Raw genomic sequence first — 16,939 nt, 5'->3', positions numbered from 1 at the left:
TCCTTTGGCACGATCAGGCGGCCCGGTCGGCCGACTTGACCACATAGGCACAACGTCGCGCGCCGGCCAGAATGTGCTCGGCGCGCTCGACCTCGACACCGGGGCCGAGCACCGCCCGAAACACGCTCAATTCTGCCCTGCAGAAGCCCTGGCAGTTGGTCGCGGCGGCACAGATCGGACAATGGTTCTCGACGAACAGCAGCGTGCCGTCGCCCGGATCCTCGCAGGCGGCCATATAGCCTTCCTGTGACCGCAATCGAACGAGCACGTCCACCCGTTCGCGCAGGCTCTCTTTCTCCACCATCGCCGCACGATAGTTCTGGCGCGTCTCGTCCTCACGCGCGGCGATCAGCCGGTCGATCGCGTCCTCGCCAAGCGTCTGCCGGATGGTGCGCAACAACTGGACGGTCAGCTCTGCATGCGTATCCGGAAACTCCGCGTGGCCGGCAGCCGTCAGCCCCCAGAACTGCGACGGACGACCGACGCCTTTTGCCTCGGACCACGACGTGGCCAGCCCCTCCTCGGCGAGACGCACCAACTGCTGGCGCACGGCCTCGCCGGTGATCGCCAGACGTTTGCCGAGCGCTGTCGCGGTCTGCGGTCCGTGTAGCTTGAGTGCAAGCATGATGCGCTCGCCCGGGGTGCGGCCGGCGCTTTGCTCTGGATTTAACAAGGGATCGCTTGACATATTCCCGCGCGCAGATTTACAAAGAATTGTCTTGCTAAATACACTCTCCTCCGTTCGCAGACAAGTGATCCGAGAGTGCCCCGCCCGCAAAGGATTTGACCATGGCCTTCGAACTTCCCGCCCTTCCCTACGCCGCCGCAGCACTTGCCGAAAACGGCATGAGCGCCGAGACGATCGAGTTTCACCACGGCAAGCATCACCAGGCCTATGTCACGGCGCTCAACGGCTTCGTCGAGAAGGACGCCTCGCTTGCAGGCCTGTCGCTGGAAGAGATCATTCGCCTCAGCCACGGCAACGCGGAACTCGCCCCGGTCTTCAACAATGCCGGCCAGCACTGGAACCACATCCTGTTCTGGAACAACCTTTCGCCGAAGGGCGGTCAGATCCCCGGCGTGCTCGATAAGAAGATCACCGAAGATTTCGGCAGCGTCGATGCCTTCAAGGATGCCTTCAAGGCAGCCGCCACCGGCCAGTTCGGTTCGGGCTGGGCCTGGCTGGTGCTCGGCCAGGACGGCAAGCTGAAGGTGACGAAGACCGCCAATGGCTCCAACCCGGTTGCCACCAATGAAGGCAAGGCGCTGCTCGGCCTCGATGTCTGGGAGCACGCCTATTACATCGACTACCGCAACCGTCGCCCGGACTACGCGTCGAACTTCCTCGACAAGCTCGCCAACTACGAGTTTGCCGAAGCGGAACTCAAGTCCGCCTGACCGACTGAAGGCGGTGCGGGCTGGAAAGAGTTCGCGAGCCGATCGGTCGAAGAGTTGCAGCAGCCGCTCGCCCCCGCCTGAGCTCAGGCTTCTGCAAATCCCGTGGCGTCTCCCCGCCGCCACGGGCTATTTCATCTCGGAACGAGCCCCATGCGCCAGACACCTCCGCCCTCCCTCGCCATCGACGCCCATGCCGACCTGGCGGTGTCGAAACCGGAGTTCGCCGACACCCTGTCGCATCTCGCCGCCACCGTCTGCGTGGCGAGCGCCGGCAATGGCCCCGACAGTCTCGGCCGGACGGTGACGGCGACCTTCTCGCTCTCTGCCAACCCGCCGTCGATCGTCATTTCGATCAAGGCGGACAGTCCGCTTGCCGCGCTGATCGCCGCCGAGCGAGGGTTTTCGCTCGCCATGCTCGCTGAGGGCCAGGAGCTGATCGCAGATGCCTTTGCCGGCAAGATCGAAGCGTCGAAGCGCTATCTCGTCGGCATCTGGGCTGAGTGGCCGAGCGGACGGCCAAGGCTGCTCGGCGCGGCTGCCACGCTCGACTGCCTGCTCAGCGCTTCGATCGAGGTGGGCGACCATATGCTGTTCGTGGGAACAATTGTCGCAACCGAGACGTCTGCTCATGCTGACCCCTTGATCTGGGGCCGCCGCCAGTATCAGTCTCTCGACAGGACGAGATCGCTGACGCTGGCGAGCAATGGGCATGCGCCCCTTACCCCAAGCAAGCCTGCGGCCTGAACCGGCGATCGCGGAGGAGGAAGCCATGCGGCAAGTGCTCGAAAAGCTCTTACAGGACGGCAAGGACGACGCCCTCTTGCGGTTCACGCTCGGCAGCATCTGCCTCCAGGAGGCGGACTTCGATACCGCCTTGGCCCATGTGGAGCGGGCGATCGCCTTTGACCCGGACTATTCGGCAGCATGGAAACTGCGTGGCGCGATCCTCCTCAAGCTGGGTCGCCACCAGGAGGCAATTCAGGTCTGGCGCGAAGGCCGTACGGTCGCCGAGCGGAAGGGCGATCTGCAGGCAGCAAAGGAAATCGGCGTCTTCCTGAAACGCCTGGAGCGGCAGTGTCTCGCCGCCAACGGGAACGAGTAGCCAGCCCTGAAAAAGGCCGGGCCCGGCGGATATGCCGAGCCCGGAGATATCGCGAACGGTTAGTTCACTTGAAGACCGAAGGCAGCCACAGCGACAGCGCCGGTATGTAGGTGACCGCCATCAGCACTGCGATGCTGGCGCCGAAGAACGGCCAGATCGTGCGCATCGCCTCGCGGATGGATATCCCGCCGACGGCGCAGCCGACGAAGAGTACGGTTCCGACCGGCGGCGTGTTGAGGCCGATGCCGGCATTGAGGATCATCACCACACCGAAATGCACCGGATCGATGCCGAAGGCCTTGACCACGGGCAGCAGCACTGGCGTGCAGATGATCACCATCGGCGCCATGTCCATGAAGGTGCCGAGGATCAAAAGGATGATGTTGATGACGAGCAGCACGATGATCGGGTTTTCCGAGATCGCGCCGATCGCACTGATCATCAATGCCTGCACCTGCAGGAACGCCATCAGCCAGCCGAAGGACGCCGCCATGCCGATGACGAGCAGCACCATGGCCGTCGTGCGCACCGCCCCCATCACCGCCTCGACGAAGCCCGTCCAATCCAGCTCGCGATAAACAAGCATGGCGACGAGGAAGGCATAGAGCACGGCAATGCACGAGCTTTCCGTGGCGGTGAAGACGCCGGAGCGCACGCCGCCGAAGATGATGCCGATCAGCACGATGCCGGGGAACGAGGCGAGCAGGTAGTAGAAGACCTTGGCAAAGCCCGGAAACGGTTCGGACGGATAGCCCCGGCGCCTGGCAACGACATAGGCCGTCACCATCAGCGCAAGCGCGAGCAAGAGCCCCGGGATGATGCCGGCGGTAAAGAGATCGGCAACCGAAACATTACCGCCGGCGGCGATCGAATAGAGGATCATGTTGTGCGACGGCGGAACCATCAGCGCGATAATCGCCGCATTGACGGTGACGTTGACGGCATAGTCGCGGTCGTAGCCGCGCTTGGCCATCTGCGGGATCATCAGACCGCCGACCGCAGAGGCGTCAGCCACCGCCGAGCCGGAGATGCCTCCGAAGAGCGTCGAGGCGACGATATTGACCTGGCCGAGGCCGCCGCGCAGGTGGCCGACGAGGCCGGCCGCAAACTGGATCAGCCGGTTGGCGATGCCGCCGCGCACCATCAGGTCACCGGCAAAGATGAAGAACGGGATCGCCATCATGGCAAAGACGTTCATGCCCGAATTCAGCTGCTGAAACACCACCACCGGCGGCAGGCCGAGATAGAGCACGGTCGCGAACGAAGCGATGCCGAGGCAGAAGGCGATCGGCGTGCCGATGAGCATCAGGAGGGTGAAGACCCCAAAGAGGATAGTGTAAGCCATTCAGGCCATCTCCTGCACGACGACATCGGCTGCGAGTTCGACGCCGAGAAACTGGTCGATAAATCGCTCCGCGGCAAAAAGGGCGATCATGGCGCCACCGACGATCAGCGGGAAAAAGTCGACGCCGCCGGGCCATCCGAGAACCGGAATGGTCGCCGTCCAGGTGCCGGCCGAAAGGAGCAGGCCGTAATAGGCCATCGCTAAGCCGAACACGACGATCAGCCCGAGGCTCGCCAGATCCATGGCAAGCTGCACCGACGGCTTCATCACGTGTCGGACGACATCGAGGCCGAGATGCACGCTTTCGCGTACACCGACGGCGGCGCCGAGCATGATGAACCAGGCCATGAGATGAAGAGCCAAGGGCTCCGACCAGCTCGGAGAGTCGTTGAGCACGTAGCGGGCAAAGACCTGCCAGCCGACGATCAGGGTCATGGCGACCATGCCGATGCCGGCGATGTAGAGCGAAGCGCGGCTCAGCGCGCCTAGAAGCGGACGTATCGTCCGCATGAAACGACGCATGTTTCTTCCTCCTCCGCAAAGGCGATCCGGTAAACAGTTGAAAAGGCCGGCCCCGATCCCGGAGCCGGCCTCACCGCTGTCACTTGACCGCCTTTACCCTTTCGAGAAGGTCCTTCAGCTTCGGGTCGCTGACGAACTGGTCGTAGACCGGCCCCATCGCGGCTGCGAACTCCTCCTTGTTGACCTTGATCACGTTCGCACCGGCAGCGCGGACCTTCTCCTCGGAAGCCTTTTCGCGCGCGCTCCAAAGCTCGCGCATCTTGCCGACGCTGTCCTTGGCCGCTTGGCGAAGCAGCGTCTGATCCTCAGGCGAGAGCTTGTCCCAGCTCGTCTTGGAAATGACGAGGATCTCCGGATTGAGCGAATGTTCGGTCAGCGAATAGTTCTTGGCCACCTCGAAATGGCGGGCAGATTCGTAGGACGGCCAGTTGTTCTCGGCACCATCGACGACGCCCGTCTCGAGCGAGGAATAGACTTCGCCCATCGGCATCGGCGTCGGGTTGGCGCCGAAGGCCTGCATCATCGCGATCCAGAGATCGGATTGCTGCACGCGGATCTTCAGACCCTTCAAGTCAGCCAGTTTCTCGATCGGCTTCTTGGTCGTGTAGAAGGAACGCGCGCCGCTATCGTAGAAGGCAAGACCGATCAAGCCATGCGGTTCGAAGGCTGCGAGGATTTCGTCGCCGATCGGGCCGTCGACTGTGTTGTGCATATGTTCCGTCGAGCGGAACAGGAAAGGCATGCCGAGGACCATCGTCTCCTTGACGAGGTTGTTGAAGGGTGCTGCGTTGACGCGGTTCATGTCGATGACGCCGAAGCGGGTCTGTTCGATCGTGTCCTTCTCGCCGCCGAGAACGCCGTTGTTCATGACCTCGATCTTGATGCGACCGTTGGTGCGCTCGGAGAGCAATTGCCCCATGTATTTGACCGCATCGACGGTCGGGTAGCCATCCGGATGGATGTCGGCCGAACGCAGGGTGATTTCCTGCGCCTGCGCCGCTGTGCCGGCAAACGCCAGCCCCATGGCGACGCAAAGCATGCTTGCAATTTTCTTCATGTTTTCCTCCTCCTATAGTCGTGCTTCGGCCTCTCCCAAGACCGGGTTGCTGCCCATCCGGGCCGGCATGCGAAATCTCCATGTTGTGGGTTCCACGGGCGCCTCCCAGCACCCGCGGCAACTACACCGCGGCGAAGGCAGGCAGCTTGAACAGGCGTTCCGGGTTCTCGACGAGAGCCAGATGTCTGGCCCGTTCGGCCGGAAGCCAGCCGAGCACGAGGTCTGCCAGCCGTGCATCGTCGGGATAGTCTTCTGTCTTGCGGATCATGTTGTGCGGCCAGTTCGAGCCCCATACGATGCGCTCTGGCGCATGCGCGGCGATCTTCCTGGAGACGGCTGCGACATCCCCATAGGGCCACCCGTCGCGCGAACTCTCGTAGACGCCGGCGAACTTGAACCAGACATTGTCGCGATCGATCATCTTCAAGAGAGCCGCGATCTCCGGTCCATCCGGATCGACGCCGGCAAAGAACTTGCCGTGGTGATCGAGCACCCAGCGTGACCGGATGCGCGCCAGCCGCGGCAGATGGTCGAGCAGCCGGTTGCCGTCGAACTGCACGGCTATCATCCAATCTGCCGCATGTGCCCGCGCATCGACCGCTTCCAACGCATCGAGCCCCACCGCCCCTCCAGGCAGATCCATGATACGGGCACCGACAACGCCCGCGTCGCTGAGCGCGCCGATGTCCGCATCGGACGTGGTTTCGTCGATGACGGTGACGCCGCGCGCGACATCGCCCATCTCGGCCAGGCAGGCGCGCAGATTGGCGTTATCCTTCTGATGGGCGTTGCCCTGGGTGATGATCACCCGGTCGATGCCGAGCCAGTCCATGACCTGGCGGTAGGCGGCAGCATCCGGCAACGGCTCAACCGGCAAAGGCGGGCCGCCGGGAAGCGATGGATAACCCGGCAGATACATGTGCATCTGCGCGTCGACCGTGCCCGTCGGCAAGCGCGGTTCAGGCGGGCGGCCGGTGAGGGTTCGCTCGATCATTGCGCGCTCTCGGGCATCTTGAACCTGGCGAGCGCGTCACGGTCGATCTCGATGCCAAGGCCGGGCGCATCGGGGATGGCAACGACACCGTCGACCGCCTCGATCGGCGCCTTCAGCACCGCCTGCCGGAACGGATTTTCCGTCCGGTCGAACTCCAGGATCGGCTCGATCGGGTTGACCCGCACCGGATCCGGCGTCATCGCCGCCATGAACTGCAGCGCGGCAGCGATATGCACGCCCGTGCCCCAGACATGCGGCACGATGCGAACGCCGTGCAGCGTCGCAAGGCTCGTGATCTTCGCCATCTCGGAAAAGCCGCCGCAGCCGCAGAGATCCGGCTGCAGGATGTCGACGGCACGGCTTTCGATCGCCGGCCACATGCCATAGCGGCCATGCCAGGTCTCGCCGCCGGCAACCGGGATTGGTTGGCCGGCCCTGACCGCGCGATAGGCGGAAAGCTGTTCCGGCACGACCGGCTCCTCGAACCAGTCGATGTCGTAGTCGGCCGCCGCCTTGCCAAGCCGGATCGCCTCGGTGACGGTGTAGCCATGGTTGGCGTCAATCATCAGCCGCATCTCGTCGCCGATCGCCTCGCGCACGGCACGGATGACACGCAGGTCTTCCTCGATGCCGAAGCCGATCTTGATCTTGCAGGCATGGAAGCCTTGCGCCCGGCGCTCGGCCATCTCCAGCGCATTGTCGGAGACCCGGTCGACGCCATCGCGCTTGAAGCTGCCGGTCGCATAGGCGCGCACGCTCTCGCGCCAGCGCCCGCCAAGCAGCATGGAAACTGAGGCACGATAGTGTTTGCCCTTGATATCCCAGAGCGCGATATCGATGCCGGAAAGGGCGGTGACCGCAAGCCCGCGCTGCCCCTGATCGCGCAGCGCGTTGTAGAGGATCGCCCAGAGCTTTTCCGTCTGGCGCGGGTCCTGGCCGATCAGCCAGGTCGTGTACGCCGCAACCACCGCCGCATTCGGCCGCGCCGGGCCGAGGCACTCGCCCCAGCCGATCGTGCCGTCGTCGCACTCGATCTCGACCAGCACATGGGCGCGACGGTCAAAACGCATGGAGGCGCTTTCGAACGGCACGGCCAGCCGATGTTCGAGAAGGTGGGTGCGGACGGCGACGATCTTCATGGGCTATCCTCGCAAAACACTCATTTCTGACGCTTGTTCGCACCGATGAGCGCGTCGAGCATGGCGACTTCCTCCTCGGTCAAGTCTTTCAGCGGCGCACGCACCGGACCGGCATCAAAACCCTGCAGCCGCACGCCGGCCTTGATCGCCGACACCGCATAGCCCTTGGCGCGGTTGCGGATGGCCATGAACGGATAGAAGAAGTCGTTGAGGATGCGCTCGCAGGTGGCGCGCTCGCCGGCGCGAAGGGCGGCATAGAACTCATTGGCAAGGCCCGGCACGAAGTTGAAGACGGCCGAGGAATAGGTGGTGAAGCCGGCACCGAGATAGGCCTCGGCAAACAGTTCCGCCGTCGGCATGCCGCCGAGATACATAAGCCGGTCGCCCATCTTGGCGGTGACCTGGCGCACCAGCCCGATGTCGCCGGTGCCATCCTTGAAGCCGATCAGGTTCGGGCATTCGTCGCACAACCGGGCAAGCGTGTCGGCCTGCAGCACCGCGTTGTCGCGATTATAGACCATGACGCCGATGCCGACCGACTGGCAGATCTTCTTCACATGGGCATAAAGCCCTTCCTGCGGCGCATCGATCAGATAGTGCGGCAGAAGCAGGATGCCGTCGGCACCGACGCGCTCGACCGAACGAGCGATGTCGACCGCCATCTCCGTGCCATAGCCGCAGCCCGATACGATCGCCGTGTCGCCGGAAACGTCCTTGGCCGCCCTGACGATGCCGGGGATCTCGTCCGGCTTCAGCGAAAAGAACTCGCCGGTGCCACCGGCCGCAAACAGAACCGGCGCCTTGTAGCCGGCCAGCCACTCGACATGCGCCCGATAGCTGTCCGGCGCAAACCGACCCTCCGCATCGAAATGCGTCACCGGGAACGAAAGCAGGCCCGATCCAAGCGCGGCCTTGATCTGCTCAGGGTTCATTTCGTGCGGGTCCTCCCTAAAACTCGACGCGCCTACTAAGCAAGTCATCACACACATGTCAATATGTCGTAATACAAGTCATCATATAAGATCTGTGGGTCGCCTTTGTGCTTCGAAAGCAACGTGACGCCATAAGGCCGAAATTCGGCGCCAAACGCCGCCAAGAGATCGCTCCTTAACAAAATCGCCTCCTCGCGAAAGCATTGCAATAGAGATGTATTATATGTTAGCGGATATCATATGATATGTGGGCGCATCGATCGCGGTGAGCGCCTGCACCGGCTTGGGGGGACAGGCGATGGAACGACTTCTGATCACCGGCGCGGCGGGGCAATTGGGCCGCGTCATGCGCGAAAGGCTGGCGCCATTGGCAAGGACGATCCGTCTAGCAGATCGCGCGCCGCTCGATCCGCCGGGTGAAAACGAGGAATGCGTTCAGTGCGACCTGGCCGACCGGGGCGCCGTCAACGAGCTTGTCGTCGGATGCGATGCGATCGTGCATCTGGGCGGCATTTCGGTCGAACGTCCGTTCTCGGAAATCCTCGACGGCAATATTCTCGGCCTCTACAATCTCTATGAGGCGGCGCGCGCCAACAACAAGCCGCGCATCCTCTTTGCCAGCACCAACCACACGATCGGCTACTATCCGCAAGGCGAACGGCTCGGCCCGAACGCGCCCTACCGGCCCGACGGGCTCTACGGCGTATCGAAGTGCTTCGGCGAAGCGCTGGCGCGCATGTATTTCGAGAAGTTCGGCCAGGAGACCGCCCTGGTCCGCATCGGCTCCTGCCTGCCCGAGCCCGTCAACTATCGAATGCTCTCCACCTGGTTTTCCCATGACGACTTCGTATCCTTGACGGAGGCCGTCTTCCGTGTGCCGGTTCTCGGTTGCCCGGTCATCTGGGGCGCCTCGGCCAACGACGCCGGCTGGTGGGACAATTCGCATGTTTCCTGGCTCGGCTGGCGCCCGAAGGACAATGCCGAAGTTTTCCGTCAGAAAGTCGCCGAAAACACCCCCACGCCGCAGCCGGGCGACTCTCTCGTGCGCTATCAGGGCGGCGCCTTCGTCGATGATCCGATTTATTGAGACATCACCCTTGGTTCCCGCGCATTGCAGCCAGCCATGGATTGCGCCCTTGATCGGCAATGGCGTATCCAGACACAAAGCACCCAAGTCGCAGAAACGGCCATTCCCATGAGCAACGTCACCGCCTCCGACCCCCCCGCCTCTCAAGGCAAGACGCTGGTGGCCAAGGTAACGGACGCCCTCAGCGGCCAGATCGGCGCCGGGCATTACAAGCCTGGCGACCGCCTGCCTTCGGAAGCGCAGCTGACGCAGGAATTCGGCGTGAGCCGCACGGTCGTGCGCGAAGCGATCGCGGCGCTGCGCTCCGGCGGGCTTGTCGAGGCGCGGCACGGTATCGGTGTCTTCGTGCTGGAGCCTGCGCCTTCGACCCCGCTGCCGTTCCACGGCATCGATCTTGCGCGCGTCTCTTCGCTGATCGAAATGCTGGAACTGAGGACCGCCGTCGAAGGCGATGCCGCAGCGCTTGCCGCCCTTCGCCGTTCGCCGGCCCAGGAAGAAAAGATCGCCGAAGCGTTCGACAGTTTCTGCGAGAGCGCCGCGCAGGGGCGGCCGACGGCGGAGGCCGACTTCAACTTCCATCTGGCGATCGCCCAGGCGACCAACAACCCGCGCTTCAGCGAGTTCCTGCAGATGCTCGGCACGGCGCTCATTCCCCGCCGAGCGGTTTCGGAGAGCGGCGAGGAAACCGTGCTGGCGTCTGCGGAGCTGTCGCGATTGATCGCCGAGCACGAGGCGATCCTCATCGCCATCCAGGATGGAGACGAGGAGCAGGCGCGCAGCGCCATGCGCCAGCACCTCAAGAACAGCCAGGTGCGCTACCGCTCGATGTTGCGCGCGGCCCGCTGAGGGATCGCGTCACCAGCCCGCTCAGGCGCGGCCAAGCCGGCGTATGTTGCCCACGATTTCGCCGGCCAGACGAAGCGCTGCCGCCGTCGCACCAGCCATCTGCGGCATGATCAGCCATTCCAGCGTCCAGGCGGCGCCGGAACGCTCCTGTTCGTGGATCAGCGCATGGTGCATGCCGGAAAGCTGGGTCGCGTTGAACCGCGCGAGCGCCACCAGAACTTCGGCTGCCACCGGGTTCTGCTTGTGCGGCATTACCGAGGATCCGCCGCCACCCGCAAGCTCGATCTCGTCGCCCTGCTGCGCCATCAAGGCGATGTCCTGGCCGAACTTGCCGAGGCTGCCCGTGACCAGCGACAGGGCATTGGCGAAGTCCGCCACCTCCGAGCGCTGGCTGTGCCATTGCGGAAAGTCGGCGAGATCGAGTTCTTCGGCAAGCGTCGCGCGCACGTCGTCCGCCCGGTCACCGAGCTTCTCCAGCGTCCCGGCGGCGCCGCCGAACTGAACGGCGAAGAGATCGCGATCCATGGCTTCCAGCCGGTCCTTGTGATCGAGCAGCGGCTCGATCCAGCTGCGCAGCCGGTCCGACACGGTGATCGGGATCGCCGCCTGCATACGGGTGCGCCCCATCAGTCCGCGCTCGCCCCATTCGTTGTCGCACTCCTCGAGCACCGTGACGATGTTGCCGAGCCGGACGGCGAAAAGCTCGGCCACCGCCTTCATCCTGAGCATCAGGCTGGTGTCGATGACATCCTGGCTGGTGGCGCCGTAATGCACATAGTCTGCCGCCTCGCCGCCGACGATCAATCGCAACTGTCGCACGAGTTCCGGAACCACCACCCCGTCGGCCGCCACGGCCCGCCTCAGCGCGCTGACGTCGGGCGAAAAGGCGCGGCACGCCTCGGTGATCCGGTCGGCAGCCTTGGCCGGGATGATGCCGTGCACGGCCTCGGCCCGCGCAAGCGCCGCCTCGAAGGCGAGCATCGCATGGATATCGGCGGAAGCCGAGAACTCGGCGGCAACCGCCTCATCCCCCAGCAACCCGGAAAGATAAGGGTGGTCGAAGGCGGAATAGGTCATGATTTCCCCGTTTCTGGTCGCGGATGCGGCTCGCCGAACGAAATGCCACCTGCTGCCCTGAATGCCGCCCATGCGGCACTCCATGTCCAGGCGTGACATTCCTGTTCAGATGTCGAGGAAGACCGTTTCCTTCTCACCCTGCAGGTGAATGTCGAAGACATAATTAGGCGCCGTTCCGGTCGCGACAAGCGTCGCGACGCGATGGCGATGTTCGATGCGCGCAAGCAGCGGATCGGCAGCGTTGGCTGCCGCCTCGTCCGGGAAATACATTCGGGTGTGAAGCCCTATGTTGATGCCCCGCGCGACGATCCAGAAGGTGATGTGCGGCGCCATTTTCCGGTCGTGGCTGTAGGGAACCTGCCCCGGCTTGATGGTCTCGAAGGAAAAGACCCCGTCTTCGGCGCCCGTTGCGCAGCGCCCCCAGCCGGTGAAGTTTGCGTCCGCAGCACCGCGTATCTCGGTCGGCGAATTGTAGAGCCCGGCGGCATCCGCCTGCCAGATCTCGACGAGCGCGTCTTTCAACGGCGCGCCGGCGCCGTCGATCACCCGTCCGGTGATAGTAATGCGCTCGCCACGCGTCTCAGCGTTCACCATCCGCGATCCGAGGTCAGCCTCGTAGACGCCGGTGATGCCGCAGAAGTTCGGGGTGAGGCCGATATGCACGTAGGGACCGGCCGTTTGCGAGGGCGTCTCCTTGAGGTAGCCGAGTTGCTGAACCATCAGTTGCCCTCCAGCCGGTTCTCGAACAGTGTCGAGCGGCGTCCCCGCAGCACGATATCGAACTTGTAGGCCCGTGCATCGAAGGGAATGGTGTTTGCCCAATCGAGCGGGGCGATCAATTGTTCTACCGCCTGGCGGTCCGGGATGGTGTTGACGATCGGACACTTCCAGATCATCGGGTCGCCCTCGAAATACATCTGGGTGATCAGCCGCTGCGCGAAACCATGGCCGAAGACCGAGAAATGGATATGCGCCGGACGCCAGTCGTTGACGCCGTTCGGCCAGGGATAGGGACCGGGCTTGATCGTCCGGAAAGCGTAGCCCCCTTCCGCGTCGGTGACCGTGCGGCCGCAGCCGCCGAAGTTCGGATCGAGCGGCGCGAGATAGCTTTCCTTCTTGTGGCGGTAGCGGCCGCCGGCATTGGCCTGCCAGAATTCGAGCAGCGCCCCAGGCACGGCGCGGCCACGCTCGTCGAGCACGCGGCCATGCACGATGATGCGCTCGCCAATGGCGCTCTCACCGGGCTTGGCGAAATTGTGGATGAGGTCGTTGTCGCGTTCGCCGATGACCGAGTGCCCGAAGACCGGGCCGGTAATTTCCGAAATCGTGCCGTCGAGTGAAAGCAGCGCCTTTTGAGGCGAGCGCAGCACCGAGGTCTTGTAGCCCGGCGTCAGCGCCGGCGCATGCCATCCACGGTCGCGCGCGAAAAAGGCGCCCGTCTCCGGCTTTCCATTGGTTCTGTCGGACATCGCTTCCTCCCGTCAGGCCGCCGTGCCGGCATCGATCTCGGCAAAGACCTGCTTGGCGATCTTGATCGCGTGGTTGGCCGCCGGCACGCCGGCATAGATCGCCACGTGCAGCAGCGCCTCGCAGATATCCTCGCGGGTCGCACCGGTATTGGCGGTCGCCCGCACATGCATGGCAACCTCGTCGTCCTGGCCGAGGGCGGCGAGCAACGCGATCGTCACGATCGAGCGCTCACGCTTCGTCCAGGTCGGCCGCGACCAGACATGGCCCCACGCCGCTTCGGTGATCAGCTCCTGGAAGGGGCGGTCGAATTCGGTGGAAACCGACTGCGTCCGATCCACGTGATTGTCGCCGAGCACCGCACGGCGCGTGGCCATGCCCTGGCGATAGCGGTCGGAGGGCGCAGAAGCGTCACTCATGGGTCCTGTCTCCATGCATTGCAATTTCGAAGAAGGCGCGAAGCACCGCGGTCAAGGCTTCCGGGTTTTCGACGCAGGGAATGTGACCGGCATCGCGGATGACTTCGTAGCGCGCACCGGGAATGAGGCGGGCGGTGGCAAGCACGACATCCGGCGGCGTCGAGCCGTCCTGATCGCCGACGACGCAAAGCGTCGGCACGGCGATGCGGGCTGCCGCCTCGGTATAGTCGGCGTCGCGGATGGCGGCGCAGGTGGCGACGTATCCGGTTACAGGCTGACGGACGAGCATGTTGCGATAGCCGGCATAGGCGATGTTTTCCGGGCGGCGAAACGCCGGCGTGAACCAGCGCTCGAGCACGCTATCGGCAATCGCCTCGATGCCGTGTTCCTCTACCGCCGCGATGCGTGCGGCCCAGGTCTCGGCCGTGCCGATCTTGTGCGCCGTGTCGCAAAGGACGAGCGCCCGCACCAGATCGGGCCGTCGCTGGTAGAGCGACTGCGCAATCAGGCCGCCGACCGAGAGGCCGCAGATGATCGCCTGCTTGACGGAGAGCATGTCGAGCAGGCCGGCAAGGTCGTTCGCATGGTCCTCGATCGCATAGGGTGTGGGCCCGATATCCGAGAGGCCATGGCCGCGTTTGTCGTAGAGGACGATGGCAAAATCGCCGGCAAGACGGACGATGACATCGCGCCAGATGCGAAAATCCGTGCCGAGCGAATTGGCGAAAACCAGCACCGGCCGGTCGCCGGTGGCGCCGATCACCTGATAGTGGATCGTAATGTCGTTGATACGGGCAAACTGCACGGGCTCTCTCCTCCGCCACCAAATTGGATATTTAATCTGGTTAGGTAAAATGATATTTCATGGCATTTCATTAACTTGAGGGTTATGAATTCCATGATCGACGCCCGGGTCAAGTTTCGCCATCTACAGACATTTGTCGAGGTCTCCCGGCAGAAGAGCGTGATGAAGGCGGCCGAGCTGCTGCATGTCAGCCAGCCGGCCGTGACCAAGACGATCCGCGAACTCGAAGAGGTGCTTGGCGTCGCGGTCTTCGAGCGCGACGGGCGCGGCATCAAGATAACACGCTATGGCGAGGTGTTCCTGCGCCACGCCGGTGCGGCGCTGACGGCGCTTCGGCAAGGGCTCGATTCGGTCTCGCAGGAACGGTCCGGCGACGGCGTTCCGGTCCGCATCGGAGCGCTGCCGACCGTCTCGACACGCATCATGCCGCACGCCATGACGCTGTTTCTCAAGGAGGAGACCGGCGCCCGCATCAAGATCGTCACCGGCGAGAATGCAGTCCTCCTCGAACAGCTGCGCGTCGGCGATCTCGATCTGGTCGTCGGGCGGCTTGCGGCACCGGAAAAGATGACCGGCTTTTCCTTCGAGCATCTCTACTCGGAACAGGTGGTCTTTGCCGTCAGGGCTGGACATCCGCTGCTTGCCGGCGCCCATTCCACCTTTGCGCGGCTCGCCGACTTCCCGGTCCTGATGCCGACACGCGCCTCGATCATCCGCCCCTTCGTCGAGCGCTTCCTGATCACAAATGGTATTGCCAGTCTGCCGAACCAGATCGAGACAGTGTCCGACGCCTTCGGCCGGGCCTTCGTGCGGGCGAGCGATGCGATCTGGATCATCTCCGCCGGCGTCGTCGCCGCCGATGTCGACGATGGCACGATCGCAATCCTGCCGATCGACACAAGCGAAACGAAAGGTCCTGTTGGCCTGACCATGCGCGCCGACGCGGTGCCGCCGCTCGCCCTTTCTCTGCTGATGCAGACTATCCGAGAGGCGGCGACAGCGGTCTCAGCCAAGCTCTAGCAGCGCCTGGCCGATCGACATCGCCTTTGCGATCATCTCGCACCGGCAACCGCTCCGACGTTGAGAATTCGGCTGCTGCTCAACAGGCCTGCGGCCTGCACCAGCGGATAACCGGCGGCTGCGATATCGGAATTGATCCGGTGGAGGTCGCGCACGAGGTCGATGAATAGGGCATTGTCTCTCGCACCGGCCGCCGTCTCCACATGCTCGCCGCCGAGATGCCGGCGCACGATTTCATCTTCGAGTTCACGGAAGCGGTCCTTTTGGGCCGCGAGCCGCGATGCGGCCGCGACGTCGCGGGAGGAGAGGGCCGCAGGCAACAATCGCAACGAGGCCACGATCACCTCCGAGAGCGCCTCGATCGCCGCACGCTGGCTGACGGTGAACTGAATGTTCTGCTTGATTTTCGCCCTGATGCGATCGGCAAGGCTTAGCTTGATGACGTCGCCCGCATGTTCGAGATTGCTCGCAAACAACATGATCTCATGGGCTCTGCTCGTCTCTCCGGCCGGCAACCCGTCCTGTGTCAATTGTCCGAGATAGGCGTGCACCGACGCCATGTAATTGCCGAGCCGTGCATCCACGGGCAGCAGTTCCTTCAGATTTTCGAGCCTGCCGGCCTGTAACGACGTCAGCGCCATCCGGAACATGCGCTCCAGCAATTCGCTCATGCGGATCGTTTCGGTCGTTGCATTGCTGAGCGCGATTGCCGGCGTCTCCAGCGACATGCTGTCGAGATAGCGCGGAGACGTCAAGGGATCGCCAACGACCGGCGCTGGCGGGACAAGCCGTTCCACAAGGTTCACGACGAACGACGACAGCGGCAGGAACACGGCCGCAACGACCAGGTTGAAGGTGACGTGAAGACCGACCGCGACATGCAACGGATCGGTGGGTAGACGGCCGGCAATATCGACGATCTGCCGCGCGAAGGGCAGCAGCGACACGGCCAGAAGCCCGCGGCAGAAGAGATTGGCGACCGGCAGCTTGCGGGCAGATGGCGGCTGGTCGAGCGTGGCGCTGACCGCCGGAAGTCCGCCGCCGAAATTGATTCCGAGGATAAGCGGGACGGCGCCGGCGACTTCGAGGCTGCCGTTCATCAGGAGCGAGGCGACGAGCAGGATGACGGCAAGCGTCGAGTGGAACAGCCATGCAAGCATTGCACCGACGAGGAAGCCAAGCACGGGCTCCGTCGCGACCGCCTGCAGGACATCGTGGAAAAGCGTGGCTTCGCGCAGTGGCGCGGTCGCCGACACGATCACCTTCAAGGCCATCAGCATCAGCCCGAGGCCCATCAGGATGCGGCCGGCGTTACGCGGTCGGAATTCGCCGGATACGCTGAATGCGATGTATCCGGTCAGGAGAAACAGCGGAGCGAGCACGCCGGCAAGCGACGAGCCGGAGGCAAAGAGGCCGGAGACGAGCGCGGAGCCGATATCCGCCCCGAGCAGGACGGCGAGCCCGGTCTGGGCCGAAATCGCGCCGGCGCCTGCAAGCCCGGCAACGATCAGCGCCATGGCCGTGGCGCTGCCGAGCACGGCGGTCGCAAGGACCCCGCCGCCGAAGGCGGTAAGCCGGTTCGACAGGCGTTCTTCGACAAAGCGCTGCAGCCGGTCGCCCCAGCCGCGCATGACGCCAGTGCGCACCATGCGCACGCCCCATAGAAGCAGCGCCACGCCACCCAGAAGTTCCAGGATAACCAATGTTCCGGAGTTCATCTCATGCCCCT

Annotated in this window: 19 protein-coding genes; 6 read left to right on the top strand and 13 right to left on the bottom strand. The window is 63.8% G+C overall.

What is annotated here, in order from left to right; translation table 11 throughout:
• Nucleotides 1-13: 13 nt before the first annotated feature.
• Complete coding sequence (locus tag OVA00_RS06145; protein WP_034800063.1) at nucleotides 14-625, bottom strand: helix-turn-helix transcriptional regulator; 612 nt, start codon at nucleotides 623-625, stop codon at nucleotides 14-16.
• Nucleotides 626-789: 164 nt separating this feature from the next.
• On the opposite strand from OVA00_RS06145, the gene OVA00_RS06140 reads away from it, so the two are divergent.
• The 3 genes from OVA00_RS06140 (at nucleotide 790) to OVA00_RS06130 (ending at nucleotide 2,500) form a co-directional block, all read left to right on the top strand.
• Entirely contained in the window at nucleotides 790-1,398 is a 609-nt protein-coding gene (locus OVA00_RS06140) for a superoxide dismutase (protein WP_268088353.1), read from the top strand.
• A gap of 150 nt (nucleotides 1,399-1,548) precedes the next feature.
• Nucleotides 1,549-2,142, top strand: coding sequence for a flavin reductase family protein (locus tag OVA00_RS06135; protein ID WP_063894970.1), 594 nt, complete (start codon nucleotides 1,549-1,551; stop codon nucleotides 2,140-2,142).
• A gap of 25 nt (nucleotides 2,143-2,167) precedes the next feature.
• Nucleotides 2,168-2,500, top strand: coding sequence for a tetratricopeptide repeat protein (locus OVA00_RS06130; RefSeq protein ID WP_034800062.1), 333 nt, complete (start codon nucleotides 2,168-2,170; stop codon nucleotides 2,498-2,500).
• A 64-nt stretch (nucleotides 2,501-2,564) separates the two neighbouring features.
• On the opposite strand, the gene OVA00_RS06125 is transcribed toward OVA00_RS06130, so the two are convergent.
• The 6 genes from OVA00_RS06125 to kdgD form a co-directional block, all read right to left on the bottom strand.
• On the bottom strand, nucleotides 2,565-3,845 hold the full coding sequence (locus OVA00_RS06125) for a TRAP transporter large permease (RefSeq protein WP_034800061.1): 1,281 nt from the start codon (nucleotides 3,843-3,845) through the stop codon (nucleotides 2,565-2,567).
• The gene (locus OVA00_RS06120; RefSeq protein ID WP_060520510.1) at nucleotides 3,846-4,367 is read right to left on the bottom strand and encodes a TRAP transporter small permease; all 522 of its coding nucleotides are present in this window, start codon (nucleotides 4,365-4,367) and stop codon (nucleotides 3,846-3,848) included.
• A 79-nt stretch (nucleotides 4,368-4,446) separates the two neighbouring features.
• Complete coding sequence (locus OVA00_RS06115; RefSeq protein WP_060520509.1) at nucleotides 4,447-5,424, bottom strand: TRAP transporter substrate-binding protein; 978 nt, start codon at nucleotides 5,422-5,424, stop codon at nucleotides 4,447-4,449.
• Between the two features lie 121 nt (nucleotides 5,425-5,545).
• Nucleotides 5,546-6,418, bottom strand: a complete 873-nt coding sequence (locus OVA00_RS06110) for an amidohydrolase family protein (RefSeq protein ID WP_268088352.1) — start codon at nucleotides 6,416-6,418, stop codon at nucleotides 5,546-5,548.
• Nucleotides 6,415-7,557, bottom strand: a complete 1,143-nt coding sequence (locus OVA00_RS06105; protein WP_268088351.1) for a mandelate racemase/muconate lactonizing enzyme family protein — start codon at nucleotides 7,555-7,557, stop codon at nucleotides 6,415-6,417. Before OVA00_RS06105 ends, OVA00_RS06110 begins: the two co-directional genes overlap by 4 nt.
• 20 nt (nucleotides 7,558-7,577) lie before the next feature.
• Nucleotides 7,578-8,489, bottom strand: coding sequence for a 5-dehydro-4-deoxyglucarate dehydratase (gene kdgD / locus OVA00_RS06100; RefSeq protein ID WP_113554898.1), 912 nt, complete (start codon nucleotides 8,487-8,489; stop codon nucleotides 7,578-7,580).
• Between the two features lie 298 nt (nucleotides 8,490-8,787).
• On the opposite strand from kdgD, the gene OVA00_RS06095 reads away from it, so the two are divergent.
• Nucleotides 8,788-9,576: an NAD-dependent epimerase/dehydratase family protein gene (locus tag OVA00_RS06095; RefSeq protein ID WP_060520899.1), complete on the top strand. Its 789-nt coding sequence runs from the start codon at nucleotides 8,788-8,790 to the stop codon at nucleotides 9,574-9,576.
• A gap of 108 nt (nucleotides 9,577-9,684) precedes the next feature.
• Nucleotides 9,685-10,422, top strand: a complete 738-nt coding sequence (locus tag OVA00_RS06090) for a FadR/GntR family transcriptional regulator (protein ID WP_060529792.1) — start codon at nucleotides 9,685-9,687, stop codon at nucleotides 10,420-10,422.
• Nucleotides 10,423-10,443: 21 nt separating this feature from the next.
• Here the strand turns inward: OVA00_RS06090 and OVA00_RS06085 are convergent, their stop codons facing one another.
• The 5 genes from OVA00_RS06085 to pcaD all read right to left on the bottom strand — a co-directional run bounded on the left by OVA00_RS06085 (nucleotide 10,444) and on the right by pcaD (nucleotide 14,190).
• Nucleotides 10,444-11,499 carry a 3-carboxy-cis,cis-muconate cycloisomerase gene (locus tag OVA00_RS06085; RefSeq protein ID WP_060584580.1) on the bottom strand — a complete coding sequence of 352 codons (1,056 nt, stop codon included), beginning with the start codon at nucleotides 11,497-11,499 and terminating at the stop codon, nucleotides 10,444-10,446.
• Nucleotides 11,500-11,604: 105 nt separating this feature from the next.
• Nucleotides 11,605-12,219 (bottom strand): protocatechuate 3,4-dioxygenase subunit alpha, encoded by a 615-nt coding sequence (pcaG, locus tag OVA00_RS06080; RefSeq protein ID WP_060584555.1) that lies wholly within the window; start codon nucleotides 12,217-12,219, stop codon nucleotides 11,605-11,607.
• Nucleotides 12,219-12,968 carry a protocatechuate 3,4-dioxygenase subunit beta gene (pcaH, locus tag OVA00_RS06075; RefSeq protein ID WP_268088350.1) on the bottom strand — a complete coding sequence of 250 codons (750 nt, stop codon included), beginning with the start codon at nucleotides 12,966-12,968 and terminating at the stop codon, nucleotides 12,219-12,221. The genes pcaG and pcaH overlap by 1 nt, the downstream gene beginning before the upstream one ends.
• Before the next feature lie 12 nt (nucleotides 12,969-12,980).
• Entirely contained in the window at nucleotides 12,981-13,385 is a 405-nt protein-coding gene (gene pcaC, locus OVA00_RS06070; RefSeq protein ID WP_034801802.1) for a 4-carboxymuconolactone decarboxylase, read from the bottom strand.
• On the bottom strand, nucleotides 13,378-14,190 hold the full coding sequence (gene pcaD / locus OVA00_RS06065; protein WP_060529790.1) for a 3-oxoadipate enol-lactonase: 813 nt from the start codon (nucleotides 14,188-14,190) through the stop codon (nucleotides 13,378-13,380). The genes pcaC and pcaD overlap by 8 nt, the downstream gene beginning before the upstream one ends.
• A 93-nt stretch (nucleotides 14,191-14,283) precedes the next feature.
• On the opposite strand from pcaD, the gene pcaQ reads away from it, so the two are divergent.
• On the top strand, nucleotides 14,284-15,210 hold the full coding sequence (pcaQ, locus tag OVA00_RS06060; RefSeq protein WP_034801846.1) for a pca operon transcription factor PcaQ: 927 nt from the start codon (nucleotides 14,284-14,286) through the stop codon (nucleotides 15,208-15,210).
• Between the two features lie 32 nt (nucleotides 15,211-15,242).
• Here pcaQ and OVA00_RS06055 read toward each other — a convergent pair whose 3' ends face one another.
• On the bottom strand, nucleotides 15,243-16,928 hold the full coding sequence (locus OVA00_RS06055; RefSeq protein ID WP_112976807.1) for a Na/Pi cotransporter family protein: 1,686 nt from the start codon (nucleotides 16,926-16,928) through the stop codon (nucleotides 15,243-15,245).
• Nucleotides 16,929-16,939: the final 11 nt, after the last annotated feature.

The organism is Ensifer sp. SL37 (genome assembly GCF_026672675.1).
Classification (GTDB): Bacteria; Pseudomonadota; Alphaproteobacteria; order Rhizobiales; family Rhizobiaceae; genus Ensifer; species Ensifer adhaerens.
The sequence above is the reverse complement of the archived record's forward strand: the minus strand, read 5'-3'. Positions and strand labels throughout refer to the sequence as shown.